General features: G+C 68.1%; 22 protein-coding genes. 9 read left to right on the plus strand and 13 right to left on the minus strand.

Features of this window, described 5'->3' with window-relative positions; translation table 11 throughout:
* Positions 1-12 precede the first annotated feature (12 nt).
* The 7 genes from Cte04_RS15280 to flgB all read right to left on the minus strand — a co-directional run bounded on the left by Cte04_RS15280 (position 13) and on the right by flgB (position 5,427).
* Positions 13-729, minus strand: coding sequence for a flagellar basal body L-ring protein FlgH (locus Cte04_RS15280; protein WP_066479951.1), 717 nt, complete (start codon positions 727-729; stop codon positions 13-15).
* Positions 730-896: 167 nt separating this feature from the next.
* Positions 897-1,679 (minus strand): flagellar basal-body rod protein FlgG, encoded by a 783-nt coding sequence (gene flgG / locus Cte04_RS15285; RefSeq protein WP_066479953.1) that lies wholly within the window; start codon positions 1,677-1,679, stop codon positions 897-899.
* A 132-nt stretch (positions 1,680-1,811) separates the two neighbouring features.
* Positions 1,812-2,552 carry a flagellar basal-body rod protein FlgF gene (flgF, locus tag Cte04_RS15290; RefSeq protein ID WP_066479955.1) on the minus strand — a complete coding sequence of 247 codons (741 nt, stop codon included), beginning with the start codon at positions 2,550-2,552 and terminating at the stop codon, positions 1,812-1,814.
* 38 nt (positions 2,553-2,590) lie between these two features.
* Positions 2,591-3,871, minus strand: coding sequence for a flagellar hook protein FlgE (gene flgE, locus Cte04_RS15295; protein ID WP_066479958.1), 1,281 nt, complete (start codon positions 3,869-3,871; stop codon positions 2,591-2,593).
* A gap of 31 nt (positions 3,872-3,902) precedes the next feature.
* Positions 3,903-4,565 (minus strand): flagellar hook assembly protein FlgD, encoded by a 663-nt coding sequence (locus Cte04_RS15300; RefSeq protein ID WP_066479966.1) that lies wholly within the window; start codon positions 4,563-4,565, stop codon positions 3,903-3,905.
* A gap of 16 nt (positions 4,566-4,581) precedes the next feature.
* Entirely contained in the window at positions 4,582-4,986 is a 405-nt protein-coding gene (gene flgC, locus Cte04_RS15305; RefSeq protein WP_066479968.1) for a flagellar basal body rod protein FlgC, read from the minus strand.
* A gap of 27 nt (positions 4,987-5,013) precedes the next feature.
* Positions 5,014-5,427 carry a flagellar basal body rod protein FlgB gene (gene flgB, locus Cte04_RS15310; RefSeq protein WP_066479971.1) on the minus strand — a complete coding sequence of 138 codons (414 nt, stop codon included), beginning with the start codon at positions 5,425-5,427 and terminating at the stop codon, positions 5,014-5,016.
* A gap of 305 nt (positions 5,428-5,732) precedes the next feature.
* Here flgB and flgA point away from each other — a divergent pair, with 305 nt between their 5' ends.
* The 3 genes from flgA (at position 5,733) to Cte04_RS15325 (ending at position 7,295) form a co-directional block, all read left to right on the plus strand.
* The gene (flgA, locus tag Cte04_RS15315) at positions 5,733-6,473 is read left to right on the plus strand and encodes a flagellar basal body P-ring formation chaperone FlgA (RefSeq protein ID WP_370671034.1); all 741 of its coding nucleotides are present in this window, start codon (positions 5,733-5,735) and stop codon (positions 6,471-6,473) included.
* 97 nt (positions 6,474-6,570) lie between these two features.
* Positions 6,571-6,885, plus strand: a complete 315-nt coding sequence (flgM, locus tag Cte04_RS15320) for a flagellar biosynthesis anti-sigma factor FlgM (protein WP_066479985.1) — start codon at positions 6,571-6,573, stop codon at positions 6,883-6,885.
* Positions 6,886-6,923: 38 nt separating this feature from the next.
* Positions 6,924-7,295, plus strand: a complete 372-nt coding sequence (locus Cte04_RS15325) for a hypothetical protein (protein ID WP_066480255.1) — start codon at positions 6,924-6,926, stop codon at positions 7,293-7,295.
* Between the two features lie 141 nt (positions 7,296-7,436).
* On the opposite strand, the gene Cte04_RS15330 is transcribed toward Cte04_RS15325, so the two are convergent.
* Positions 7,437-8,903, minus strand: a complete 1,467-nt coding sequence (locus Cte04_RS15330; RefSeq protein ID WP_066479987.1) for an aminotransferase-like domain-containing protein — start codon at positions 8,901-8,903, stop codon at positions 7,437-7,439.
* 390 nt (positions 8,904-9,293) lie between these two features.
* On the opposite strand from Cte04_RS15330, the gene Cte04_RS15335 reads away from it, so the two are divergent.
* A complete protein-coding gene (locus Cte04_RS15335) occupies positions 9,294-10,478 on the plus strand; it encodes an aminotransferase-like domain-containing protein (protein ID WP_066479995.1) in 1,185 nt (394 codons plus the stop codon).
* Positions 10,479-10,552: 74 nt separating this feature from the next.
* On the plus strand, positions 10,553-11,521 hold the full coding sequence (locus Cte04_RS15340; RefSeq protein WP_066479999.1) for a PhzF family protein: 969 nt from the start codon (positions 10,553-10,555) through the stop codon (positions 11,519-11,521).
* A gap of 699 nt (positions 11,522-12,220) precedes the next feature.
* Here Cte04_RS15340 and Cte04_RS15345 read toward each other — a convergent pair.
* The 3 genes from Cte04_RS15345 to Cte04_RS15355 all read right to left on the minus strand — a co-directional run bounded on the left by Cte04_RS15345 (position 12,221) and on the right by Cte04_RS15355 (position 15,880).
* A complete protein-coding gene (locus Cte04_RS15345) occupies positions 12,221-12,877 on the minus strand; it encodes an ABC transporter ATP-binding protein (protein WP_066480002.1) in 657 nt (218 codons plus the stop codon).
* A 124-nt stretch (positions 12,878-13,001) separates the two neighbouring features.
* The gene (locus tag Cte04_RS15350; RefSeq protein WP_066480005.1) at positions 13,002-14,651 is read right to left on the minus strand and encodes an ABC transporter permease; all 1,650 of its coding nucleotides are present in this window, start codon (positions 14,649-14,651) and stop codon (positions 13,002-13,004) included.
* A 191-nt stretch (positions 14,652-14,842) separates the two neighbouring features.
* The gene (locus Cte04_RS15355; protein ID WP_066480012.1) at positions 14,843-15,880 is read right to left on the minus strand and encodes a Fe(3+) ABC transporter substrate-binding protein; all 1,038 of its coding nucleotides are present in this window, start codon (positions 15,878-15,880) and stop codon (positions 14,843-14,845) included.
* Positions 15,881-16,168: 288 nt separating this feature from the next.
* Between Cte04_RS15355 and Cte04_RS15360 the strand changes: the two genes are divergently transcribed.
* The 3 genes from Cte04_RS15360 to Cte04_RS15370 all read left to right on the plus strand — a co-directional run bounded on the left by Cte04_RS15360 (position 16,169) and on the right by Cte04_RS15370 (position 18,550).
* Positions 16,169-16,843, plus strand: a complete 675-nt coding sequence (locus Cte04_RS15360; protein WP_066480020.1) for a histidine phosphatase family protein — start codon at positions 16,169-16,171, stop codon at positions 16,841-16,843.
* A 97-nt stretch (positions 16,844-16,940) separates the two neighbouring features.
* Positions 16,941-17,444, plus strand: coding sequence for a hypothetical protein (locus tag Cte04_RS15365; protein ID WP_245633398.1), 504 nt, complete (start codon positions 16,941-16,943; stop codon positions 17,442-17,444).
* A gap of 107 nt (positions 17,445-17,551) precedes the next feature.
* A complete protein-coding gene (locus Cte04_RS15370) occupies positions 17,552-18,550 on the plus strand; it encodes a Bug family tripartite tricarboxylate transporter substrate binding protein (RefSeq protein ID WP_066480023.1) in 999 nt (332 codons plus the stop codon).
* A gap of 117 nt (positions 18,551-18,667) precedes the next feature.
* On the opposite strand, the gene Cte04_RS15375 is transcribed toward Cte04_RS15370, so the two are convergent.
* A complete protein-coding gene (locus Cte04_RS15375; protein ID WP_066480261.1) occupies positions 18,668-19,546 on the minus strand; it encodes a creatininase family protein in 879 nt (292 codons plus the stop codon).
* A 94-nt stretch (positions 19,547-19,640) separates the two neighbouring features.
* Here Cte04_RS15375 and Cte04_RS15380 point away from each other — a divergent pair, with 94 nt between their 5' ends.
* On the plus strand, positions 19,641-21,296 hold the full coding sequence (locus Cte04_RS15380; RefSeq protein ID WP_066480033.1) for an MATE family efflux transporter: 1,656 nt from the start codon (positions 19,641-19,643) through the stop codon (positions 21,294-21,296).
* On the opposite strand, the gene Cte04_RS15385 is transcribed toward Cte04_RS15380, so the two are convergent.
* Positions 21,283-22,257, minus strand: a complete 975-nt coding sequence (locus Cte04_RS15385) for a Bug family tripartite tricarboxylate transporter substrate binding protein (protein ID WP_066480039.1) — start codon at positions 22,255-22,257, stop codon at positions 21,283-21,285. The genes Cte04_RS15380 and Cte04_RS15385 overlap by 14 nt on opposite strands.
* Positions 22,258-22,516 lie beyond the last annotated feature (259 nt).

Below are 22,516 nucleotides of genomic sequence, written 5' to 3' on the forward strand. Positions count from 1 at the left end.
TTCTCGGGAGAATCAGAACGGCATAACGTTCAAAAAGAACCGTGACAACCAGCCAATTGACTGGGCTTCGCCGGCCTGTCCGCGGCCGCGCGATTCCACGCGCAGATTGGCCACCTGGGTCGACGCCACGGTGCTGCCGGGACGCAGCGAACGCGGGTCCACGGTGCCCGTGAAGCGCAGCACATCCACGTTGTGGTTCACGCCGATCTGCTTCTCGCCGGCAATGACCAGATGGCCGTTGGGCAGCACGTCGACCACGGTGGTGGCGATGGAGCCCGTGAAGTTGTTGTTGCTGGTGGTGGCGCCCGAGCCCTTGAAGTCGGTATCGCTCTTGACGCCCAGCGTCAGCGCATCCTTGATGGTGTTTTCGGCGCCGCCCTTGAACAGCGGCACGGCACTGAGGCCGGTGCTCATGTCGTTGGTCCGGCCCACCTTGGAATCCGAGCTCTGGCTGGCCGAGACACGCTCCACGATCTGCACGGTCACCGTGTCGCCGACCATGCGCGCGCGCTGGTCCTCGAAGATGGGACGGTAGCGGCTGGCATTGAACAGGCTGCCCGTGGGCGTATGCGCCACCTGCTCGCGCGGCTGCAGCACGGGTGGCGCGGTGGATGGCATGTCCACGGGCGGCGGCGGATTGAGCGTGGCGCAGCCGGCGGTAACCAGCAAGGCACCGAGGGCTGCGGCGGTGCGCAGCGATGCCGGAAGCGAAGGGACGGAAAGGGTCATGGTGGCAAGTCCTTGGCAGCGGCAGGCCGCACCTGCCCGGGGATAGCGTGGATCGCTATCGATAAAAGAGCGTTCTGCGCCAGCAGCACGCCACTCCTGAAACCGAAACTTCTTGAAATGAAGAATCATTCGGCGCAGGCAACTCATGGTTTCATAGCACCCGGCGATCAGAGCTGGGCCAGCTTGGCCAGCATCTGGTCACTGGTCTGGATGGCCTTGGAATTCATCTCGTAGGCGCGCTGGGTCTGGATCATGGTCACCAGCTCCTGCACCACGTTCACGTTCGAGGCTTCCAGGTAGCCCTGCTGGATGGTGCCCAGGCCGTTGAGGCCGGGCGTGCCCTGCTGGGGCTGGCCCGAGGCGGCAGTCTCCGTGTAGAGGTTCTGGCCGCGCGGCTCCAGGCCGGCCGGGTTGATGAACTGGCTCATGGCGATGTTGCCGACCTGCTGGGGCGCGGCCTGGCCCGGCATGGTCACGCTGACCACGCCGTCGGCGCTGATCGACACCTTGGTCGCGCCCTGGGGAATGGTGATGCCGTTGGCCACGGGATAGCCGCTCGATGTCACCAGCTGGCCCTGGGCGTTGACCTCGAACGAGCCGTCGCGCGTATAGGCGATGGTGCCGTCGGGCATGTTGACCTCGAAGAAGCCGTTGCCGTTGATGGCCACGTCCAGCGCATTGTTGGACTGCTGCAGGCTGCCCTGCAGGAAGTTGCGCGAGGTGGCCACGGTGCGCACGCCCAGGCCCAGGTGCAGGCCGGTGGGCAGCTGGTTCTGCTCGGTGGCCTGGGCGCCGGACTGGCGCAGGTTCTGGTAGATCAGGTCCTCGAACACGGCGTTGGCACGCTTGTAGCCCGTGGTCGAGACGTTGGCCAGGTTGTGCGAGATGACGTCCAGCTGGGTCTGCTGGGCTTCCATGCCGGTCTTGGAGATGAACAGCGAATTGATCATGATTCTTTCCTTTCGGTGGGCCGAGGGCAGTCTGGTAACTGGGCGCTTTCCAAGCCGGAGACGCCGAGCAAGAGCCGCCTCGCGGCGAGGGCGTCGTTCCCCTTGGGGGAAGGCGCGCAGCGACTCAGGGGGTCATCCATTCACGCTCAGCAGCTGGCTGGCGGTCTTGTCGTTGGTTTCGGCGGTCTGCATCAGCTTCATCTGCTGCTCGAACTGGCGCGAGGCGGCGATCATGCCGACCATGGTCTCCACGGAATTCACGTTGGAGCCTTCGATGGAGCCCGAGAGCAGGCGCGCGTTCTCGTCGTTGGGCAGTGCATCGCCCTGGGCCGCGCGGAACAGGCCGTCGTCGCCGCGGGTCAGCGGCGCATCCTCGGGCGGGGTGACCAGCTTGATGCGGCCCACGGCCACGGGCAGCTGGTTGCCGGTCTTGGCGGTGAGCGTGCCGTCCGAACCCAGGGAGATCGTGGACTCGGGCGGGATGTCGATGGGCGCACCGCCGTCCGACAGCACGGGCATGCCGTTGCTGTTGACCAGCTGGCCCTCGGGCGAGATTTCGAACACGCCGTTGCGCGTATAGGCCTCCTGGCCGTCCAGTCCCTGCACCGCGAACCAGGCGCGCCCCATGGCCATGGCGTCCAGCGCGCGGCCGGTGCGCTGGGCGGGGCCGGGCGTGTCCACGTAGCCGGAGGTGGCCTCCAGCGCGAACACGCGCGTGCCCGAGCCGCTGCCCTGCAGGGGCACCGAGCGGAACGTGGACATCTCGGCCCGGAAGCCGTTGGTGCCGGCGTTGGCCAGATTGTGGGCCAGCACGGCCTGCCGCTGGGCCGCCGCGTTGGCGCCCGTCATCGACGTATAAATAATGCGGTCCATGCTGGATCTCCTTGCTCTGCTCGGTCAGCGGTTCAGTCTTAGCGCAAGTTCACCAGGGTGGAGAACACCTGGTCCTGCGTCTTGATGGTCTGGGCATTGGCCTGGTAGGAACGCTGGGCGGTCATCATGTTGACCAGCTCGGCGGTCAGGTCCACGTTGGACTCCTCCAGCGCGCCGGCCTGCAGCGAACCGAAGGTGCCGCTTTGCGCGGAGCCGTTGAGGGCCGGACCGGAATCGGCCGTGGCCACCCATTTGTTGTCGCCCACCGAGGCCAGGCCCTGGGTATTGGTGAAGGCTGCCAGGGCCAGCTGGGCCTCGGTGCGTGTCACGCCATTGGAATAGGTGGCCACGATGGAGCCGTCCTTGCTGACATTGACGCCGGTCATCACGCCCGCCGTGTAGCCGTCCTGCTTGAGGTTGCTGACCGCGAACTTGGTGCCGAACTGGGTCATGCCGCCCAGGTCGAAAGCCACCGGGAAGGGCGTGCTGCTGCCGCCGCTGCCTGCGACATTGAACGTCAATGCGGTTCCGGCTGCCGTGGCAGGCGCGTTGCCCGTCACGCCGGTGAGCTTGCCGCTGGTGTCGAAAACGGCGGTGCCGATGGGCGTGGCCGTGACCGGAGGTGTGGCCGTGGGGTCGTCCAGCTGGTTGTAGATGGTCCAGGTATTGGTTGCCGCATCCTTTTCGAAATACAGGTGGACGGGGATCGCGGTACCCAGGGAGTCGTAGACGTTGAGCGAGGTGCCGTAGGTGGCGCGCGGCGTCGCCTCGATGGGCGGCGTCGCCGTGGGGTCACCGGCGGCAACCGTCGCGCGGGCATCCAGGTTCAGCTCCACATTCACCTTGCCGGTCTGCTTGGCCGGAATCGGCTGGCCGGTGGGGAAGCTCAGGGGCACGGGCGTGGCGCCGGCCATGGGCTTGCCCGTGGTCGGGTCCACCAGATAGCCCATGACGTTGTCGCCGGACACGGTCTTGAGGTTGCCGGCCTTGTCCAGGCCGAAGTTGCCGGCGCGCGTATAGGCCGTGCTGCCGTCGGGCTGCCTGACGATGAAGAAGCCGTTGCCGTTGATCGCGATGTCCAGGCTGTTGCCCGTGGTGGAGATCGCGCCCTGGCGGAACTGCTGGGACACGCTGGCCACGTTCACGCCGATGCCGCTGGTCTGGCCGCTGGCCGAGCCGATGGCACTGGCCACCATTTCGGCGAAGTCGGCGCGCGAGGACTTGAAGCCCGTGGTGTTGGCGTTGGCGATGTTGTGGCCGATGACGTCCAGGTTCTTGCTGGCGGCATTCAGGCCGGAGAGGCCTTGTTGGAAACCCATGGTGTTCTCCTGAGAACGATTGGTCGGTGGTTCAGTAGACGGCCTTGACGCCGGAATAGGCCACGCTCTGGCCGTTGTCCAGTTCCAGCGTCAGGCTGCCGTTGGTCGCGCCGGTGGCGATCACGGCATGCGGCGCCAGCGTGGTGGAGCCCACGGCAGTCGTGCCGTTGGTGGCCGTCACGCTGTAGCGCAGCTGCGAGGTATCGCCGCTGTACTTGCCTTCGGCCTTCCAGGTGAAATAGTTGCGGCCGGACTGGCCCTCGCCCAGGTCGATGGTGTCCACCAGTTCGCCGGTGGCCGTGGTGATCTGGACCTTGACGCTGGCGGCTGCGCCGTCCAGGTCGAAGGCCGCGGTGTGCGTGCCGTTGGCGGCCACGCCCAGCGTGTTGCCCTCGGTCAGCACGGTGCGGCCGATCATGGACGTGCCCTGCAGCACCTGCATGGCCGTGAACTGGCCGGCCATGGTCTGCATGGTCTGGTTCAGCTGCTGGATGCCGGTCACGGTGTTGATCTGCGCCATCTGCGAGGTCATCTGCGCGTTGTCCATGGGATTCATGGGGTCCTGATTGCTCAGCTGGGCCACCAGCAGCTTCAGGAAGCGGTCCTGCGCCTCGTTGGGGTCGGTGACCGCGGACTTGCTGTTGCCCGTCGTGCCGGTGGAGGTGGTATCCACGCTGCCTGCGCCGTAAATCATGCTCTGGCTCCCGGGCTCACTGGCCCATCTGCAAAGTCTTGAGCAGCAGCGTCTTGGCCGTGTTCATGACTTCCACGTTGTTCTGATAGGAGCGCGAGGCCGAGATCATGTTGACCATCTCGTCCACGGCGCTCACGTTGGAATGGGTGACATAACCCTCGGCATCGGCCAGCGGATGGCTGGGGTCATGGATGCGGCGGCCGGGCGTGTTGTCCTCGCTGATGGCCTTGACCTGCACGCCGGCCGAGCCGTCGGTGCCCATGGGCACGGTCTGGAACACCACCTGGCGCGCCTTGTAGGCATTGCCGTCCGGCCCGGCCACGGCGTCGACGTTGGCCAGGTTGGAGGCCACCACGTTCAGGCGCTGGGACTGCGCGCTCACCGCGCTGCCGGAGATGTTGAAGATGGAGAACATGGACATGGAAAAACTCCTGGTTCGGGCAGCGGCTTACTGGCCCTGGATGGCGCTGAGCATGGTCTTGGCCTGGCCGTTGATGAAGCGCAGCGTGGCCTCGTAGCGCACGGCGTTGTCCACGAAGTTGGCGCGTTCGCGGTCCAGGTCCACCGTGTTGTTGTCCATGCTGGGCTGGGACTGCACCGAGTAGCCCAGCTGGCTCTTGCCCAGCTCGCCCGTGGCGGCGGCCGGCAGCGGCATGTGGCCGGCGTGGGTCGCGCTGGCCAGGGTCAGCGGCGAAGGGCCGCTGGTGGCCGAAAGCAGGGCTTCGCGGAAATTGAAGTCGCGCGCCACATAGCCGGGCGTGTCGGCATTGGCAATATTGCTGGCAATCGTGCGCTGGCGCTCGGCGCGCAGCAGCAGCGCCTTGCTCTGGAAATCCAGTCGTTCGGTCATTTTGTTCAGCATGGTGGCCTCGCTTCGAAGTTCTGCATGCCAGGGCCCTGGTGTTGGCGCCTGCGCATGGTGGCAGCCCGCAGACTGCGGCATGCGTCGATTATGGAAATCGGACCGCGGCGCTAAAGCGCGAAGAAAGCGGTTTTGCTCGCCCACTTCCATCCATTGGCGCCGCGCCGCGCGCCTATATTTGCGGCACAGGCTGAGCAAGCTGCGCCTCTCCGGAAGCCCTGCCTGCCCGCCGACGAATTTGCCTGCCGTTTGCCTGCCGCAACCCGGCTATCCAGGAGTGCCCGATGCCCGTTCCCTGCCCGTCCATGCCCACCGCCGCCATGCAGCGCCTGCGCCGCATGGCCGTGGGCTGCGCGCTGGGCCTGCTGGCAGCGGCAGGCGCCTGGGCACAGCAGGACGGCATTACCCAGCTCAACCAGATCAGCCAGCGCTTCCTGGACGAAGCCCTGCACCAGGGACAGGAAACCCCGGTCGGCGGCGCCAGCATGCCGCTGCGCATGGAGGTGCAGCTGGGCCAGCTGGACTCGCGCCTGCGCCTGGCGGCCTGCGCCAGGGTGGAGCCCTATCTGCCGGCCGGCAGCCGCCTTTGGGGCCGGACCCGGCTGGGCCTGCGCTGCCTGCAGGGCGCCGTGCCCTGGAATGTGTTTTTGCCGATCACGGTCAAGGCCTGGGGCCCGGCCTGGGTGCTGCAGACGGCCGTGCCGGCCGGCAGGACCCTGACCGCCGAAGATGCCGTGCAGGGCGAGGTGGACTGGGCGGAAGACTCCGCGCCGGTCTTTGCCAATGCCCAGGACTGGGTGGGCATGGTGGCCGCGCGCCCCCTGGCCTCGGGCCAGGCGCTGCGCCAGAACATGCTGCGCCCGCCGCCGCTGTTTGCCGCCGGCGCACAGGTGCAGGTCATGGTCAACGGCGGCGGATTCGCCGTTTCCGCCTCGGGCAAGGCCATGGCCGCTGCCGGAGCAGGTCAGACCGTGCGGGTTCGCATGGATAATGGGCGCCTTGTTTCGGGGACCGTAAGCCCCGAAGGCGTCGTCCTGGTCCAATAAAAGCCCTTGCCGTGCAAAAAAGTCCTCAAGTTTCACGCGACGTGGTCGAAAGCAAGGCTACAGCGCCCTACGCCGCCAGGGCGATTGGAGAATCACCATGAAAATAGGTAACCAGACGGATTTGCTGCAGGCTGCGCAGATCGCCAAGCAAGCCCCCAAGTCCGCGACCACCGTCGCCACCGAGGAATCGAGCAAAGCCCTGCCCGAGCGTGCCGCCGGCGTGCCCGTGTCGTTTTCCTCCTCGGCCCGCGCGCTGGACACCCAGACCCGCAGCAATGCAGACTTCGACGCCGACCGCGTGAAGGCCATGCGCGAAGCGATCGCCAATGGCACGTTCCGCGTCAATGCCGACGCCGTGGCCGACAAGCTGCTGGCCAATTCCGAGGAATTCCTCGTCCACGGCCGCGCCTGAGGCGCAGCCTCTTCTTGTTCACCAGGACAGACCAGACCATGACCCTGCAAGAAATGCTCGACTCGCTGGACGCGGTGGTTCAGACGGCTTCGGCATCGCTGCAAGGCTCGGACGCGGCGGTCCTGGAGCAGGCCAGCACCCGCCTGCGCGATGCCATGGTGGCCTTTTCCCAGCTGGCGCGCCGTTTTTCCGCCCAGGACTGGACGCCGGAGTTGCGCGAGCGCGCCCGGCGCGTGGGCGACGAGCTGACGCTGATGCGCGACCAGATGGCCCGCCTGTCGGTCCTGGCCCAGCGCCGCGCCCAGGCCCTGGTGCCCATGGCCGGCGATGACACCACCTACGAAAGCAGCCTGCGCGCCAGACCCCAGGCAGGCCCGGGCCGGGCGCGCATCTACCACGCGGCCAGCTGAGCCGCCCGCGGCCTGACCCATGAGAAAGCCCTGCATTGCAGGGCTTTGTTTTTGATAGCTGCCAGCGCTTGGCCTGCAAGGGATTGGGTCACTTTTTTACGCAACTCCTGCATACCATTCCCTCGTGTCCGGCGGCCACCCCTACTTGCCACCCGCAGCGCCCATGTCCGCCACCACGCGCGCGAACACGCGCCAGAACCCCGCTTCCTGCGTGGTGGCGAAGTTGATCCGCATGCAGGTGCTGGGGCTGCGGCTGGCGTGGAACATGGCGCCCGGCGCGATCAGGTAGCCCTCGTCGAGCAGGCGCTGGGCCAGCGCCTCGGTATCCACGCCCGTATCCACCCAGCCGAACAGCCCGGCCGGCTCGGCCACGAAGCGGCAGCCCGCCTGCTGGGCCAGCGCCACGCTGCGCGTGCGCGCCTGGGCCAGGCGGCGGCGCAGGCGCTCGGCATGGCGGCGCAGCTGGCCCTGCTCCATGCACAGCGCCAGCGCCTGTTCCATGGGTGTGGGCGAGGACAGCGTGGACAGCAGCTTGGTGTCCAGCAGCCGCTCCACCAGCCCGGGCGGCGCGGCCAGATAGCCGATGCGCCAGTTGGGCACCAGCACCTTGGCGAAGCCGCCCACGTAGATGCTGTGCTGCAGGCGGTCGAGCACAGTCACGCGCGGCGCGTGCTCGGGGGCGATATGGCTGTAGGTATCGTCCTCGACCACGTAGAAACCGTGGCGCTGCGCCAGCTGCAGCACCTCGTGCGCGCTGGCCGCCGAGAGGCTGTAGCCCGTCGGGTTGTGCAGCACGCTCACGCTCACATAGAGCTTGGGCGCCAGGGTCTCGCAATAGCGCTGCATCACGGCCAGGTCCGGCCCTTCGGGACCGCGCGGCACGGGCAGCACGCGCATGCCCATGGCGGCCAGGCGCGCGTATTCCACGGCCCAGCCCGGCTCCTCCACCATGACCGGATCGCCGGGCTGCAGCAGGGCGCGGCTCACGATGTCCAGCGCCTGGGTGGCGCCCATGGTGGTCATGATCTGGGCCGGCGATGCGGCAATGCCCAGGTTCAGCAGGCGGCGCGCCAGCGCCTCGCGCAGGCTGCTGTCGCCCATGGGCTCGCCATAGCGCACCAGGGAGCCGCGCAGGGCCTGGCCGCTGCTGACCTTGCGCATGGCCGCCGCCAGAAAGCCGGCGTCCAGCCATTCGGCCGGCAACACGCCGGCGCCCGGCTGGGGCTTGCCGTCCACACGCTCCACGAACATGCCGCGTATCAGCATGGAGGCGTTGATGCGCGTGCCCGGCGGTACGCCCATGGGCATGGCCGTCTTCCTGTCGGCGGCAGCTGGCGCCGCCCCTGCCGGGCCCGCCTGAGGCTTTTGCGCAAGATCCCGCACGAAAAAGCCGCGCTGCGGGCGCGCCTCCACCAGCCCTTGCGCCTGCAACAGGTCGTAGGCGGCCACCACCGTATACGGGCTCACGCCCTGCTGGCGTGCGCTTTCGCGCACCGAGGGCAGGCGCGTGCCGGCCGGCAGCAGGTGCATGCGTATGCGCTCGGCCAGGCGCTCGGCCAGCTGCTGGGTCAGGGTCTGCGAGGACTGGCGGGACAGGGAGACGGGCATGGCGACAGACAGATGTGGAAAAGAGCCCCCATGCCTGCTCACTGCGTGGGCGGCTATTCCACGGGGGTATCGCTTCTTGCCGAGGGAGCGGCCGGGCGGCAACCGGCAGGAAACTGTACCGAAACAAATACCAATACAGAAGGCATGATTGTGAACCTGTCTGTATTGGAACTGTAATGGTCAAAGTTTTACATTGATCCGGACAAGTTGGATGCCGATCGCGCCAACCGCCGCCCGCCATCCATCTATTGGCCTACAGCCCCACAAAGGCAAGCCGCAGGCGACACAATAAGCTCCCTGAGCCTGCGCAATGCGCAGGCATGCAACACATACCGGCCGGCCCTGCCACCTCTGGCGGCAGGATGGCCGCACCCAAGTAGACAACTGTTTATGACGACATGGACGCTGGCAGAACGTGCTGCCAAGATGAACTCCTCCGCAATCCGCGAGATCCTGAAGCTGACGGACCGCCCCGGCATCATCAGCATGGCCGGCGGCCTGCCCTCGCCCAAGGCCTTTCCGCTGGAAGCCTTCACCGCCGCCTGCCAGGCCGTGATGCAGCGCGACGGAGCCGCCGCCCTGCAGTACTCCACCACCGAAGGCCTGCCGGCGCTGCGCCAGGCGATTGCCGACTTCCTGCCCTGGAACGTGGACCCCGAGCAGATCCTGATCACCACCGGCAGCCAGCAGGCGCTGGACCTGATCGGCAAGGTGTTCCTGGACAAGGGCAGCCGCATGCTGGTGGAAAAGCCCACCTACCTGGGCGCGCTGCAGGCCTTCACGCCCATGGAACCCGTGGCCGTGGGCGTGGACAGCGATGACGAAGGCATGCTGATCGAGGACTTCGCCAAGCAGGTCGGCACGGGCGCCGGCAAGGCCCGCCTGGCCTATGTGCTGCCCAACTTCCAGAATCCCACGGGCCGCACCATGAGCGATGCGCGCCGCCAGGCCCTGGTCGAGAAGGCCCGCGAGCTGAACATTCCGCTGATCGAGGACAACCCCTACGGCGACCTCTGGTACGAAGAGCAGCCGCCGCTGCCCCTGGCCGCGCGCAACCCCGAGGGCGTGATCTACATGGGCTCGTTCTCCAAAGTGCTGGCCCCGGGCCTGCGCATCGGCTTCATCGTCGCGCCCAAGTCGGTCTACGGCAAGCTCACCCAGGCCAAGCAGGCCGCCGACCTGCACACTCCCAGCTTCAACCAGCGCGTGGTGGCCGAGGTCATCAAGGACGGCTTCCTGGACCGCCATGTGCCCACCATCCGCGCCATGTACAAGGTGCAGCGCGACGCCATGCTGGCCGCGCTGGAGCGCGAGATGAGCGGCCTGAACGTCAGCTGGACCCGCCCCGTGGGCGGCATGTTCCTGTGGGTGAGGCTGCCCCAGGGCATGGATGCGCAGACGCTGCTGGCCGCTGCCGTGGAACGCGGCATGGCCTTCGTGCCCGGCGCCCCCTTCTTCGCGGGCGACGCCCAGGGCAACACGCTGCGCCTGTCCTACGTGACCGTGACGCCCGAGCAGATCGACAAGGGCATTGCGGCGCTGGCTTCGGCCATTCGCAGCCAGCACGCCGCATAAGATCCGGGCAACGCCTATCCTGCAAGCCGGCTCTGCCGGCTTTTTCGTATCCACCTTCCTACCGCTTGACGGCCATGACCTCTGCCACCTCCCCTGCCCTGCGCCAGCGCCCCTTCATGACCGTGGACGTGTTCACGGCCGTTCCCTACCGCGGCGCGCCGCTGGCCGTGGTGCTGGATGCCGAAGGCCTGAGCGATGCGCAGATGCAGGACTTCGCCAGCTGGACCCAGCTGTCGGAAACCACCTTCCTGCTGCCGCCCACGCCGGCCGGCCGCGCCCAGGGGGCCGACTATCGCGTGCGCATCTTCACGCCCATGGGCGAGCTGCCGTTTGCCGGCCACCCCACGCTGGGCAGCTGCCATGCCTGGCTCGCGCACGGCGGCACGCCGCAGTCGGAGGCGTTCATCGTGCAGGAATGCGCCAAGGGACTGATCGCCATCCGCCGCACCCACACGAGCACCCGCAGCGGCCTGGCCTTTGCCGCCCCCTCCCTGCAGGCCCTGCCCCTGCCCGCCAGCCTGCCCCACATCTACACCGCCCTGGGCCTGGAACCCGCGCAGGTGCTGGATGCCGCCCTGCTGGACAACGGCCCGCAGTGGCTGTGCCTGCTGCTGGACAGCACGGACACCGTGCTGTCGCTGCAGCCCGACATGGCCCGCCTGCATGCGCTGGGCTGCAAGATCGGCGTGGCTGCGCTGTACCGGGAGGACGACGCCACCCCGCTGATCGGCCGCGCCTGCCGTGAGGCCGAGGCCTTTTCCACCGGCCTGCGCGCCGGCCTGGACAGCAGCCTGCCCCAGCAGGCCCAGCTGGAAGTGCGCGCCTTCATCCCGCCCAGCGTGGAAGACCCGGTGACGGGCAGCCTCAACGCCTGCCTGGGCCAGTGGCTGACGGCCCAGGGCCGGCTGCAGACGCCCTACATGGCCAACCAGGGCGCCTGCCTGGGGCGCGACGGCTGGATTTCGGTGCAGCATGACGATGAAGGACAGCTGTGGGTGGGAGGGGATGTGGTGAGCTGTGTGCAGGGGAGTGTTCTGCTGTAGCCGGATTCACTGCTGGCGGCATGCCAATGTTTTGGACAGGGGCCGGGTCTCGCCCCGGCAGGCGAGGTACTTTCTTGTCGCACGACAAGCAAGTACCCAAAGAAACGTGCCCCATTGCCTGCGACCCTGCGCTTCGCTCCGGGCAAACCTGCGTCACCCGATTCAGTCTGCGGTGCGCCCCAACTCACTGCGCGCTACGCGCTTCGTTCAGACAAACGGGCGCAAGCCAGATGACGATGCAACGCTGTCCTTCGGCAGCGTTGCCCGCAGCCTGAACCGGGTGCCGCAGGCGCAGCCAAAGGGGAAATGCGAACGGCCTGCAAGAGCCGTGACGGCGAGGCGCGCAGCGGCAGCCAGGCCGAGCGCAGCGATGGCTCGCATGGATGTCCGCCCTTTTTGGCTGCGCCTGTGGCGCCCGGTACTTGCTGCGGGTGGCTGTGCCGCAGGACACAGCCACTTCGTGCTCTGGCTTGCGGCCGCTTGTCTGAGTGGCGCGCCACAGGCGCAGAACGAGTTGGGCCGCACCGCAGCAAGTGCCGGGCGACACAGGTTGCCCGCAGGCGCAGCCGGAGGGTCGCAGACAGCAGGGCCGGTGCTTTGCCTACTTTCTCACAAGAAAGTAGGTCGCCCGCCGGGGCGAGTCCCGGCCTCTGTCTCTAAAACAGGCAAAAAGGGCTGATTTGGATGCGTTGGCCCTGCTCAATGCACCGGCGTCATCACGCAAATCTGGTCCGCCATCGCCTCGGCCTCCGCCGCATGGTGCGTCACCAGCACCGCCGTCTGCCCCGCAGCGCGCAGGATGTCGCGCACCTCCACGGTGAGGCGTTCGCGCGTGGCGGCGTCGAGGTTGGAAAACGGCTCGTCCAGCAGCAACAATGCCGGCGACGGCGCCAGCGCGCGGGCCAGGGCGATGCGCTGCTGCTGGCCGCCGGAGAGCTCGTGCGGAAACTTGGCGCCCGACTGGGCCAGGCCCACCACGGCCAGCAGCTCCTGAACGCGGGCGGACTGCGCGGCGCGGTCCAGGCGGCGCAGGCCGAAAGCCACGTTCTGCGCGGCCGTCAGGTGGGGGAACAGCCCGTACTCCTGGAACATCATGCCCACGCGGCGCCGCTCGGGCGGCAGGTGGATGCCGGGCCCGGACAGCAGCGCCTCGCCCAGCCGTATGCTGCCCGAGACCACGGGCTCGAAGCCGGCGATGGCACGCAGCACCGAGGTCTTGCCGCAGCCCGAAGGGCCGAGCAGGCTGGCGATATGGCCGGCCGGCACATCCAGAGCGAAATCGCGCACCACGCTGTGCGGGCCCTGGGGCGTGGCATAGGCCAGGTGCAGCTGTTCGATATGCAGGGAGGCGTTCATGGAAAGTTCGGCAGTTTCAACAAATGGATAGCAGGCAGCGCACGTCAAATAAAGATTTCCAGGTTGATTCGCAAAGAAACCATTGCTCTTCAGGCGCTCAAAGCTATCAAGAACAAAGCATTCTCTACCGGCGCATGCGCAGCTGCGAACGCGCCAGCAGCACCACGGGCACAAGGCCCGCGACAACGATGCACAGCGCGGCAATCGCGCCTTCCTCATAGGTGCCGCGCGCGGCCTCGGCGTACAGCCAGGTGGCCAGGGTATCGAAGTCGGCGGGGCGCAGCAGCAAGGTGGCCGGCAGTTCCTTCATCGCATCCACGAAGACCAGCAGCGCACTGGTGGCGATGGCGGGGCGCAGCAGCGGCAGGTGCACGCGGCGCAGCGTGCCGGCGGTGTTTTCGCCCAGCAGGCGCGAGGCCTGCTCCAGCGTGGGCGGAATGCGCGCCAGGCCTGCCTCGATGCCGCCCACGGGCATGACCAGGAAGCGGATCACGCAGGCGGCCACCAGCACCATGCCCTGGCCCATGAGCGGCAGGCCGTCCATGCCGAACAGGCGGGCAAAGCCGGCATCGAGCGCCAGCGCGGGCGTCAGCAGCCCGATCGCCAGCACCGTGCCGGGCACGGCATAGCCCAGGGCCGCCACGCGCGCGGGCCAGCGCGCCGGCGAGCGCGTGCTGATGCCGGTGCGCGTGGCCCAGGCCACGACCAAGCCTGCGGCCACCGACAGCAGCGTCACGCCTAGCGCCAAGCCCAGCGTGTTGCCCAGGCTGGCCCACAGGCCGGCGGAAATGCCCGCGCCCTGGCGCAGGCGCTTGAGGGTCTCCCAGGCCAGATAGGCCGCGGGCGCGGCAAAGCCGATCAGCACCGGCAGCGCGGCCGCGGCCGTGGCGCCCCAGGCCAGCGGCCCGTGCAGGCGGCGCGGCTGGATGGCGCGCATGCGCTGGGCCGAGGCAAAGCGCTGGCGGCTGCGGCCCTGGCGCTCCAGCCAGACCAGCAGCACCACGGCCAGCAGCATGGAACAGGCGATCTGCGCGGCGCCGGCCAGGTCGGAACGCGTGATCCAGGTGGTGTAGACCGAGACCGTGAGCGTGTTCACGCCCAGGAATTCGGAGGCGCCGATGTCGTTGAGCGTCTCCAGCAGCGCCAGGCTCAGGCCCACGGCCAGCGCGGGCCGCGCCATGGGCAAGGCCACGCGGCAAAACGCCCCCCAGCGCGTCTCGCCCAGCGAGCGCGCGGCCTCCATCAGATGGGCGGGCTGGGTCATGAACATGGCCCGCGCCGTCATGTACACATAGGGGTAGAGCACAAAGCCCAGCACGAAGATGGCGCCGCCCATGGAACGCAGGTCGGGCAGGCGCCACTGGCGCGGGCTGTCGTAGCCCAGCAGCCAGCGCAATGCACCCTGCACCGGTCCGATCGGATGCAGCAGGTCCAGATAGGCGAAGGCCACGATATAGGCCGGCATGGCCAGAGGCAGCAGCAGCGCCCAGTGCAGCAGGCCGCGCCCCGGGAAATCGCAGGCCGTGACCAGCCAGGCGCAGCCCGTGCCGACGATAAGCACCAGCAGCCCCACGCCGGCCAGCAGCAAGCCGGTGTTGAGCGCGGCATCGGGCAGCACATGGCGGGCCAGGTGCTGCCAGTGCGCAAAATCGGCGCCCAGCGCCAGCCAGCCCAGCGAGACCATGGGCGCCAGCACGCCCAGGGCGATCAGCCAGGTGGCGCCCTGCCATACAGGCCCAACGGGCCTGAGCCCTGAACGAAGAAAAGAAACCATCAACTGCGAAAGAAAAACCGCCGCATCCAAAAAACCAAAAAGCTGCGCTCATACAGAACGCAGCACTCGACCAAGCACACCCCACATCAGGGACAGCGAGCAAGGGCCGCCCCGCAGCGAGGCTGTCGTCCCCCTCCCCTAGCGCAAAGCGCGTAGAGAGAGGGGGAAGGCGCACAGCGACTCAGGGGGAGTTACTTGTCAAACCCGACCTTGTCGACCAGCGCGCTGGCCTGCTTGCGGTACCTGGCGATCTCGGGCAGCGGCAGCGCATCGACCTTCAGCTCGCCGATGTGCCGGGCCACGACGGGGTCCAGCGCCACGCCCTTGCGCACCGGGTGCTCGTAGTTGGCCTGGGCATAGAGGTTCTGCGCGGGCTCGGAGACCAGGAACTCCAGCAGCTTGACCGCGCTGTCCTTGTGCGGCGCATGCCGCGCGACCGAGGCGCCGCTGATGTTCACATGCGTGCCGCCGTCCTTGCTGCCCGCAAACGTGGGCTTGATGACCTTGATGGCATCGCCCCACTTGCGCGCGTCCGTGCCTTCCCTGGCCGCCTTCATATGGCCCACGTAGTAGGTATTGGCCAGGCCGATGTCGCAGATGCCGCCCAGGATGTCGCGCGCCACATCGCGGTCGCCGCCCGTGGCCTTGCGCGCCAGATTGGCCTTGACGCCGCGCAGCCACTGCTCGGTGCGGGCCTCGCCGTCATGCGCGATCATGGCCGCGATCAGGGCCGTGTTGTAGGGATGCTGGCCCGCGCGGATGCAGACCTTGCCCTTCCACCGGGGATCGGCCAGGTCTTCGTAGCGGAAGCTGTTGAGCGGCAAGTCCTTTTCCGCATAGAGCACGCGGGCGCGCATGGACAGCGCGAACCACTGGCCGTCGGCACCGCGCAGCTGGGCGGGGATGGCTGCCTCCAGCGCCCGGGAGCGAACGGGCTGGGTCACGCCGCCATCCACCAGGTCCAGCTGGTTGCCGATGTCCGCGGTCATCAGCACGTCGGCCGGGGAACGCTCGCCCTCGGCCTTCACGCGCTCGAGCAGGCCGTCCTTGACGAACACGGTCTTCACGCCGATCTGGGTCTTGGCCGTGAACGCGGCCAGCAGCGGCTGGACCAGTGCGGGCTCGCGCGTGGTGTAGAGCGTGAGCTCCTCCTGCGCGGCATGGGCGAAGGCCAGGGGCGCGCACAGGCCGGCAATGGCGGCCAGTGCAGACAGGGGTCGTCGGAACATTCGGTTCTCCAGGAAAGCGCAAAGGTCAGCGCACAAGAAAGAACACGCCCCGCCTCGGACGGGCGCGGCAGCACGGGCTGCGGAGCAGCAGCCCATGCCGTGGCCGGTCGTGAAAGCGGAGCGTGTTGTTATGTTTTTGAGAATGGCTCTCAGTTATCTTAACCTGTCGCCTGCCCCGGGCCCGGCATCCGGCCGGAAAACCCATGCGGGATAGCCCCTGTCGCCCGCGCGCCAGCCGGTCGCCCGCATGACAGCGCGGCCCACGGGCCGCGCAACACAATCCGCGCCATGGGAACCCTCTATCTTGTGCGCCACGGCCAGGCCTCGTTTGGCGCCGATGACTACGATCAGCTCAGTGCGCGCGGCCGCGAGCAGTCCGTGCGGCTGGGCGAGTACTGGCGCGAACGGGGCCTGACATTCGACACCGTCTTCACGGGCACCCTCAAGCGCCACCGGCAGACGCTGGAGGGCATCGTCCAGGGTCTGGGCGGGCTGGACACCCCCGTGCAGGCCGTGCCGGGGCTCAACGAATACGACAGCGATGCGCTGCTCAAGGCCATCCATCCCATGCCCCTGCCCAAGGCCGATACGCCCGAGCTGTTCCGCCACCATTTCCGCCTGCTGTGCGATGCGCTGGCCCAGTGGATGGGCGGCACCATCAGCCCCCAGGGCATGCCCGACTGGGACACCTTCTCGGGCGGCGTGCACCAGGTGCTGGAGCAGGTGCGCCACCAGCATTCGGGCGGCAATGTGCTCATCGTCAGCAGCGGCGGCCCCATTTCCACGGCCGTGGGCCAGGTGCTGGGCACCTCGCCCGAGGTGACGATCGCGCTGAACATGCGCCTGCGCAACAGCGCCGTGACCGAATTCAGCACCAGCCCCAAGCGGCTGATGCTGCAGACCTTCAACACGCTCAACCACCTGGATACCGCCGAGCACCGCAGCTGGGCCACGCATGCCTGAGCGCCGGGCCCCGTAAGCATGGCCTGGGAGCCCGCCCTGGCCGCCTGATTACCCACGCGCGGATTGTTGCCGCGCGCGTTGCGCTACAACGGACGGCATGACCGCCGCCCTTGCCATCGATGCCGGACAGCCCTGCGTGGAGCTGGACCTGGGCGCGCTGCAGCTGCAGCTGCGCATACACCATGGGCGGGGCCGCAGCACCGAACAGCACGGCCTGCCCATAGGGCTGGAGACGCTGGCCCATGCCTTCGGCGACCGTATGCCCGACGCGCTGGCGCTGGAAAACGGGATTGCCGAGGTGGAGGACGCCATCATGCCCGCCGCCCAATGGCTGCCGGCCCAGGTGCAGACGCTGTGCACGGCCGATCCCCTGCTGCGCCAGCTGGTGCTGAGCGCCACGGGCGCTCCCGTGCATCCGGGCCCGCAACGGGCCGCGCGCGAAGCCATCGAGCATCTGTTTGCCGTGCTGGCGGGCCAGGCCGAACAGGGCCTGCATGCCGGCCAGGCCCAGCCGCAGGACGTGCAGGCCGCCGCGGCGCTGCTGATCCTGCGCGAATGCCTGCACCACTGGGGCATGCTGCAGGTGCAGCTGCTGGACTAGCCTCGCGCTATCCGCTATCGGCATAGCAGCCAGAACGGGCGCGCACTGGGCCGGTGCGGCTTTTTGCGCCACACTGGCCGGATAAAGAGCCCTATGCAGAGACAAGCATGAAACGACGTTCCTTCACCCGCACCCTGGCGCATGCCGCCGCCGGCGCCGCCCTGTTCTCCACGCTGGCCCTGTCGGCCGCAGGGGCCCAGGCCCAGCAGGGGCTGTCCAGCCGCCCCATCCGCATCGTCGTGCCCTTTGGCGCCGGCGGCGTGGCCGATGTGACGGCGCGCGTGGTGGCCCAGCAGCTGGCCACCCAGCTGGGCCAGCCCGTGGTGATCGACAACAAGCCCAGCGCCGGCGGCATCGTGGCCGCCGATACCGTGGCCAAGTCCGCGCCCGACGGGCATACCCTCTTTCTGATGTCCAACGGCAGCGCCGTGACGGTGAGCCTGTTCAACCAGCTGCCCTTCGACATGGTCAAGGACTTCACGCCGATCTCCACGCTGGGCTATTTCGACATCGGCGTGATCACCGATGCCAAGTCGCCCTTCCGCAATCTCGGCGAACTGGTGAGCTACGCCAAGGCCCACCCCGGCAAGCTCAACCTGGGCAGCATCAACGTGGGCAGCACCCAGCACCTGGCGGCCGAGCTGTTCAAGACCACGGCCGGCATCGACGCGCAGATCGTGCCCTTCAACGGCACGCCCGCCGTGGTCACCGCGCTGCGCGGCAAGCAGATCGATGCGGCCGTGGAAATCCTCACGCCCATCATGGGCCAGATCCACTCCAAGGCCGTGAACCTGCTGGCCGTCACGGGCGAAAAGCGCTCGCCCCTGCTGCCCGGCGTGCCCACGGCCCAGGAGTCCGGCGTGAAGGGCTTCGTGGCCTCGTCCTGGAATGCGCTGGCCGCGCCGTCCAAGACGCCGCCGGCCGTGATCGAGCGCCTGAACAAGGAAATCCACGCCGCCGTGAACCACCCCGAAGTCGCCAAAAAGCTGCGCGAACTCAACGTCCAGGCCCAGGCCAGCACGCCCGAGCAGACGGCCAGGCTGCTGCAGTCCGAAATCAAGCGCTGGGGCGATGTGATCGTCCAGGCCCGAATCCCCAGGCAGTGACTATGCTTTTCGTAGCTGCTAGCGCCTGATAGTTCTTGATTTCCAATAAAAACAGCCTGCAATTGCAGGCTGTTTTTGCGAAAGAAGCTCCCGAAAAAGAGCGATACCGATACCGCGCTATGCCTTGTCCGCGGGCAGCGCCAGCGGCGTGGGCGTCTGCCCCCAGGCCTGCGGCGGCAGCGCATGGATCTCGCCCAGCAGCTTGGCCAGGCCCCGGGCCGAGGACGCGACCATGGCCGCGCCGCGCTCGGCCGTGGCGGCCGCGGCATTGCCGACGGCGCCGGCCGGGTTGTAGTCCTCGATGGCCCAGCCCATCTTGGCGCTTTTGCCGTTGCCGATCAGCTCGTAGTGGCGCGAGCGGTGTTCCGAGGTGGAGGCGAAGTTCTGCGCCCGCTCCATGTGCACGGCCTGCGGCGCCAGGTGCAGCATCATCGAGCTCTCGACCTCGCCGCCGTGGATGCCGAAGCGGTGCTCGTGCGCGCAGAACTGCGCGTTGGCCGCATCGTCCGCCAGCGAGAACCAGCTGCTGCTGTAGACCAGCATGCCGTGGCGCTGGCGCAGCTCGCGCGCCACCACGTCCATCACGCTGACCTGGCCGCCATGGCCATTGAGCAGCAGCAGCTTCCTCACCCCGGCGCGCGCCACGCAGGCGCCCAGCTCGGTCCACAGCGCGATCAGCGTGGCCGGCGTGAGCGTGAGCGTGCCCGCATAGGACTGGTGCTCCACGCTGAAGCCGATGTTCTGCGGCGGCAGGAAGAGCACGGGTAGCTCGGCGGGCAGCAGCGGCAGCGCCGCGTCGATCACGCCCTGCAGCAGGCGCGCGTCGACGGAGAGCGGCAGATGCGGACCGTGCTGCTCGACCGCTGCCACCGGCAGCACGGCCACGGTGTCGGCGGCCAGGCCGCTGGTCTGCGCCAGCGCGAAATCGTAGGCCGAGACCTCGGCCCACCAGCGGGCAGGCCATCGGGTCGAGGCGGGTGAGGCGGATGCGTTCATGCCGCCATCGTAGCGGGCTGCGGCGGCCTGCGACTGCAAACACATGCGCCCCGCTCCGGCAAGGCGCGGCCGCCCCCTCCCGCACAATGCAGGCATGAGTTCCAGCACGAAAAGCACTGCCCCGCCCGGCACGCCCTCTTCCGGCGCGCCCACCCGGGACCTCACCCGGGGGCCCATCGCCCGCACGCTGCTGGTGTTCTCGCTGCCCATCCTGGCGGGCAATGTGCTGCAGTCGCTCAACGGCTCGGTCAACGCCGTCTGGGTCGGCGGCCACCTGGGCGAGGCCGCGCTGACGGCCACGGCCAATGCCAACAACGTGATGTTCGCGCTGATCGGCGCCATCTTCGGCATCAGCATGGCCACCAACATCCTGGTGGCCCAGGCCATGGGCGCCAGGCGGCTGGGGCAGGCCAAGCGCGTGCTGGGTTCCAGCGCCACCTTCTTCGGTGCCGTCTCGCTGCTGATCGCGAGCCTGGGCGTGCCGTTGTCGCGCACGCTCATGCAATGGATGAACACGCCCGAGGAGGCCCTGCACCTGGCCGAGGCCTATCTGCAGATCATCTTCCTGGCCATTCCGCTGCTGTTCATGTTCACCTTCGTCACCGCCGTGCTGCGCGGCGCGGGCGACACGCGCACGCCGTTCTGGTTCCTGCTCGTGGTGGTGGTGCTGGACATGTCGCTCAATCCGCTGTTCATCTTCGGCCTGGGGCCGGTGCCGGCGCTGGGCATCAAGGGCTCGGCCCTGGCCACGCTGATCGCCAATGCACTGAGTTTCGCTGCCCTGCTCACCTGGCTGCGCAAGCGCCGCCATCCTCTGTGGATAGGACGGCGCCAGCTGGGCCTGTTCAAGCCCGACCTGCGCATCGTGCGCACCCTGATCACCAAGGGCCTGCCCATGGGCGTGCAGCTGGTGATGATCTCCCTGGCCATGATCGCCATGATCTCCCTGGTCAACGCCTACGGCGTGGTCACCTCCTCGGCCTATAGTGCCGCGCTGCAGCTGTGGACCTATGTGCAGATGCCGGCCATGGCCATAGGCGCGGCCTGCTCCACCATGGCCGCGCAGAACGTGGGCGCCGGCCTGTGGCCGCGCGTGAACGCCACGGCCCGCGCCGGCATGCTGGCCAACATCGTGATGACGGGCGGGCTGATCGCGCTCATCGTGCTGCTGGACCGCATCGTGCTCGGCTGGTTCCTGCCCACGGGCAGCCCTTCGCTGGAGGTGGCGCGCCACCTCAACCACATCGCCATCGGCTCCTTTCTGTTCTTCGGCGTGACCTTCGTGCTGGCCGGCGTGGTGCGCTCCACGGGCGCCGTGATGCCCCCGCTCGTCATCCTGGCCATTGCCATGTGGGGCATCCGCGTGCCCGTGGCCAAGTGGCTGCAGGGCAGCCTGGGCGTGGACGCCATCTGGTGGAGCTTTCCGGTCAGCGCGTTCTGTTCCATGGCCATGATGCTGGCCTACTACCGCTGGGGCCACTGGCGCCGGGCGCGCATGCTGCCAGCCGGCGCCCAGGCTCCGGCAGCTGCCGCGCCCGGCCGGGACCAGGAGCCGGTCCAGGAGGATGCGGACGCCATGGTCCCCGTGGACAGCGACGCGCTGCTGGACCAGTCCGGCCCTTGCGAGCGCATTGCCATACCGGCCGAAGTGGCGGGCCTGCCGCCCAGCCCCGTGGCCACCCAGGCCACGGATCTGGAGCGGACCGCCCGGATGGGGGAGGCGGCTTCGGGCAGGCCTAGCCCAGGGTGATGCCCGTTTCCTTGACGATGCGCTTCCAGCGCTCGTGGTCGGCGGCGATGAGCCGCCCGAACTCCTGGGGCGTGCTGCGCCGCGGCACATAGTTGTAGCCGGCCAGCTTGGCCAGGACGTCGGGCATCTGCATGATCCTGTCCATCTGCTGGGCCAGGTAGTTCACGATTTCCTGCGGCGTGCCCTTGGGCGCGAGCAGCCCCGACCAGGAGCTGAAATCCATGCCCGGGACGCCCAGCTCCCCCACCGTCGGCACCTGGGGAAAGGCAGGTGCGCGCTGAGGCAGCAGCACGGCCAGGGCCTTGACCTTGCCCGAGCGGATCATCTCGACCGAGGTGAAGGAGTCGAACGAGAAATCCACCTCGCCCGCGACCACGGCCTGCATCTGCGGGCCCGTGCCCTTGTACTGGGCATTGACGATGCCGGGCGCCTCGACCACCTGCTTGAACTGCTCGGTGATCAGCGAAATCATGCTGCTGCCCGAGGACGCGCTCAGCGGCTTGCCCTGCCGGGCCATGGCGATCAGCTCCTGCAGGCTGCCGGCCGGCAGGTCCTTGCGCGCAATCACCACGAATCTCACGTCGCACAGGTGGCTGACGGGCTCGAAGCTGCCCAGCGCCTCGTAGCTGGTCTTGTAGAGCACGGGGCTCAGCGTCTGGGCGCCGGCCGTGTTCATCAGCAGGGTGTAGCCGTCGGGCGCGGCGCGGGCCGCCAGTTCGGTGCCGATGACGCCGTTGGCGCCGCCCTTGTTGTCCACCACGAAGGACTGGCCCGTGAGCTCGCCGAGCTTTTGCATGGCCAGCCGCGCCACCACGTCCGTGGTGCCTCCGGCCGGGAAGGGCACGATGACGCGCACCGGCTTGTCCGGATAGCTGGGCGCTGCCGCGGCATGCAAGGGCAGTTCGCAGGCGGCTGCAGCGGCCGCGGCCGCCAGGAAGCGGCGGCGGCAAGGGTTCACCATCATGCTTGTCTCCTGTGGTACCCGGCCGGAGCTCCCTTGCGGGCATGCTGCAGGCCTATTCAGGCCTACCGGGGCTTATGAAGGCCCTCTTGGCGGGCTTGTTGCTTTGCCGGGCCATGATGGCGTTCGGCCATGCGCGTTGTCCAATACCATGCGCCTATCCAAGCATAGGTTTTGCCAATCGTCGCCCGCCTGCAGCCGGGGAACCAAAATACCGCCACCGACTCCCACAGTCCGCCATGCCTTCTCAACCGTTCTT

The organism is Comamonas terrae (genome assembly GCF_001544075.1).
In the GTDB taxonomy this organism is placed as follows: Bacteria; Pseudomonadota; Gammaproteobacteria; order Burkholderiales; family Burkholderiaceae_C; genus Comamonas; species Comamonas terrae.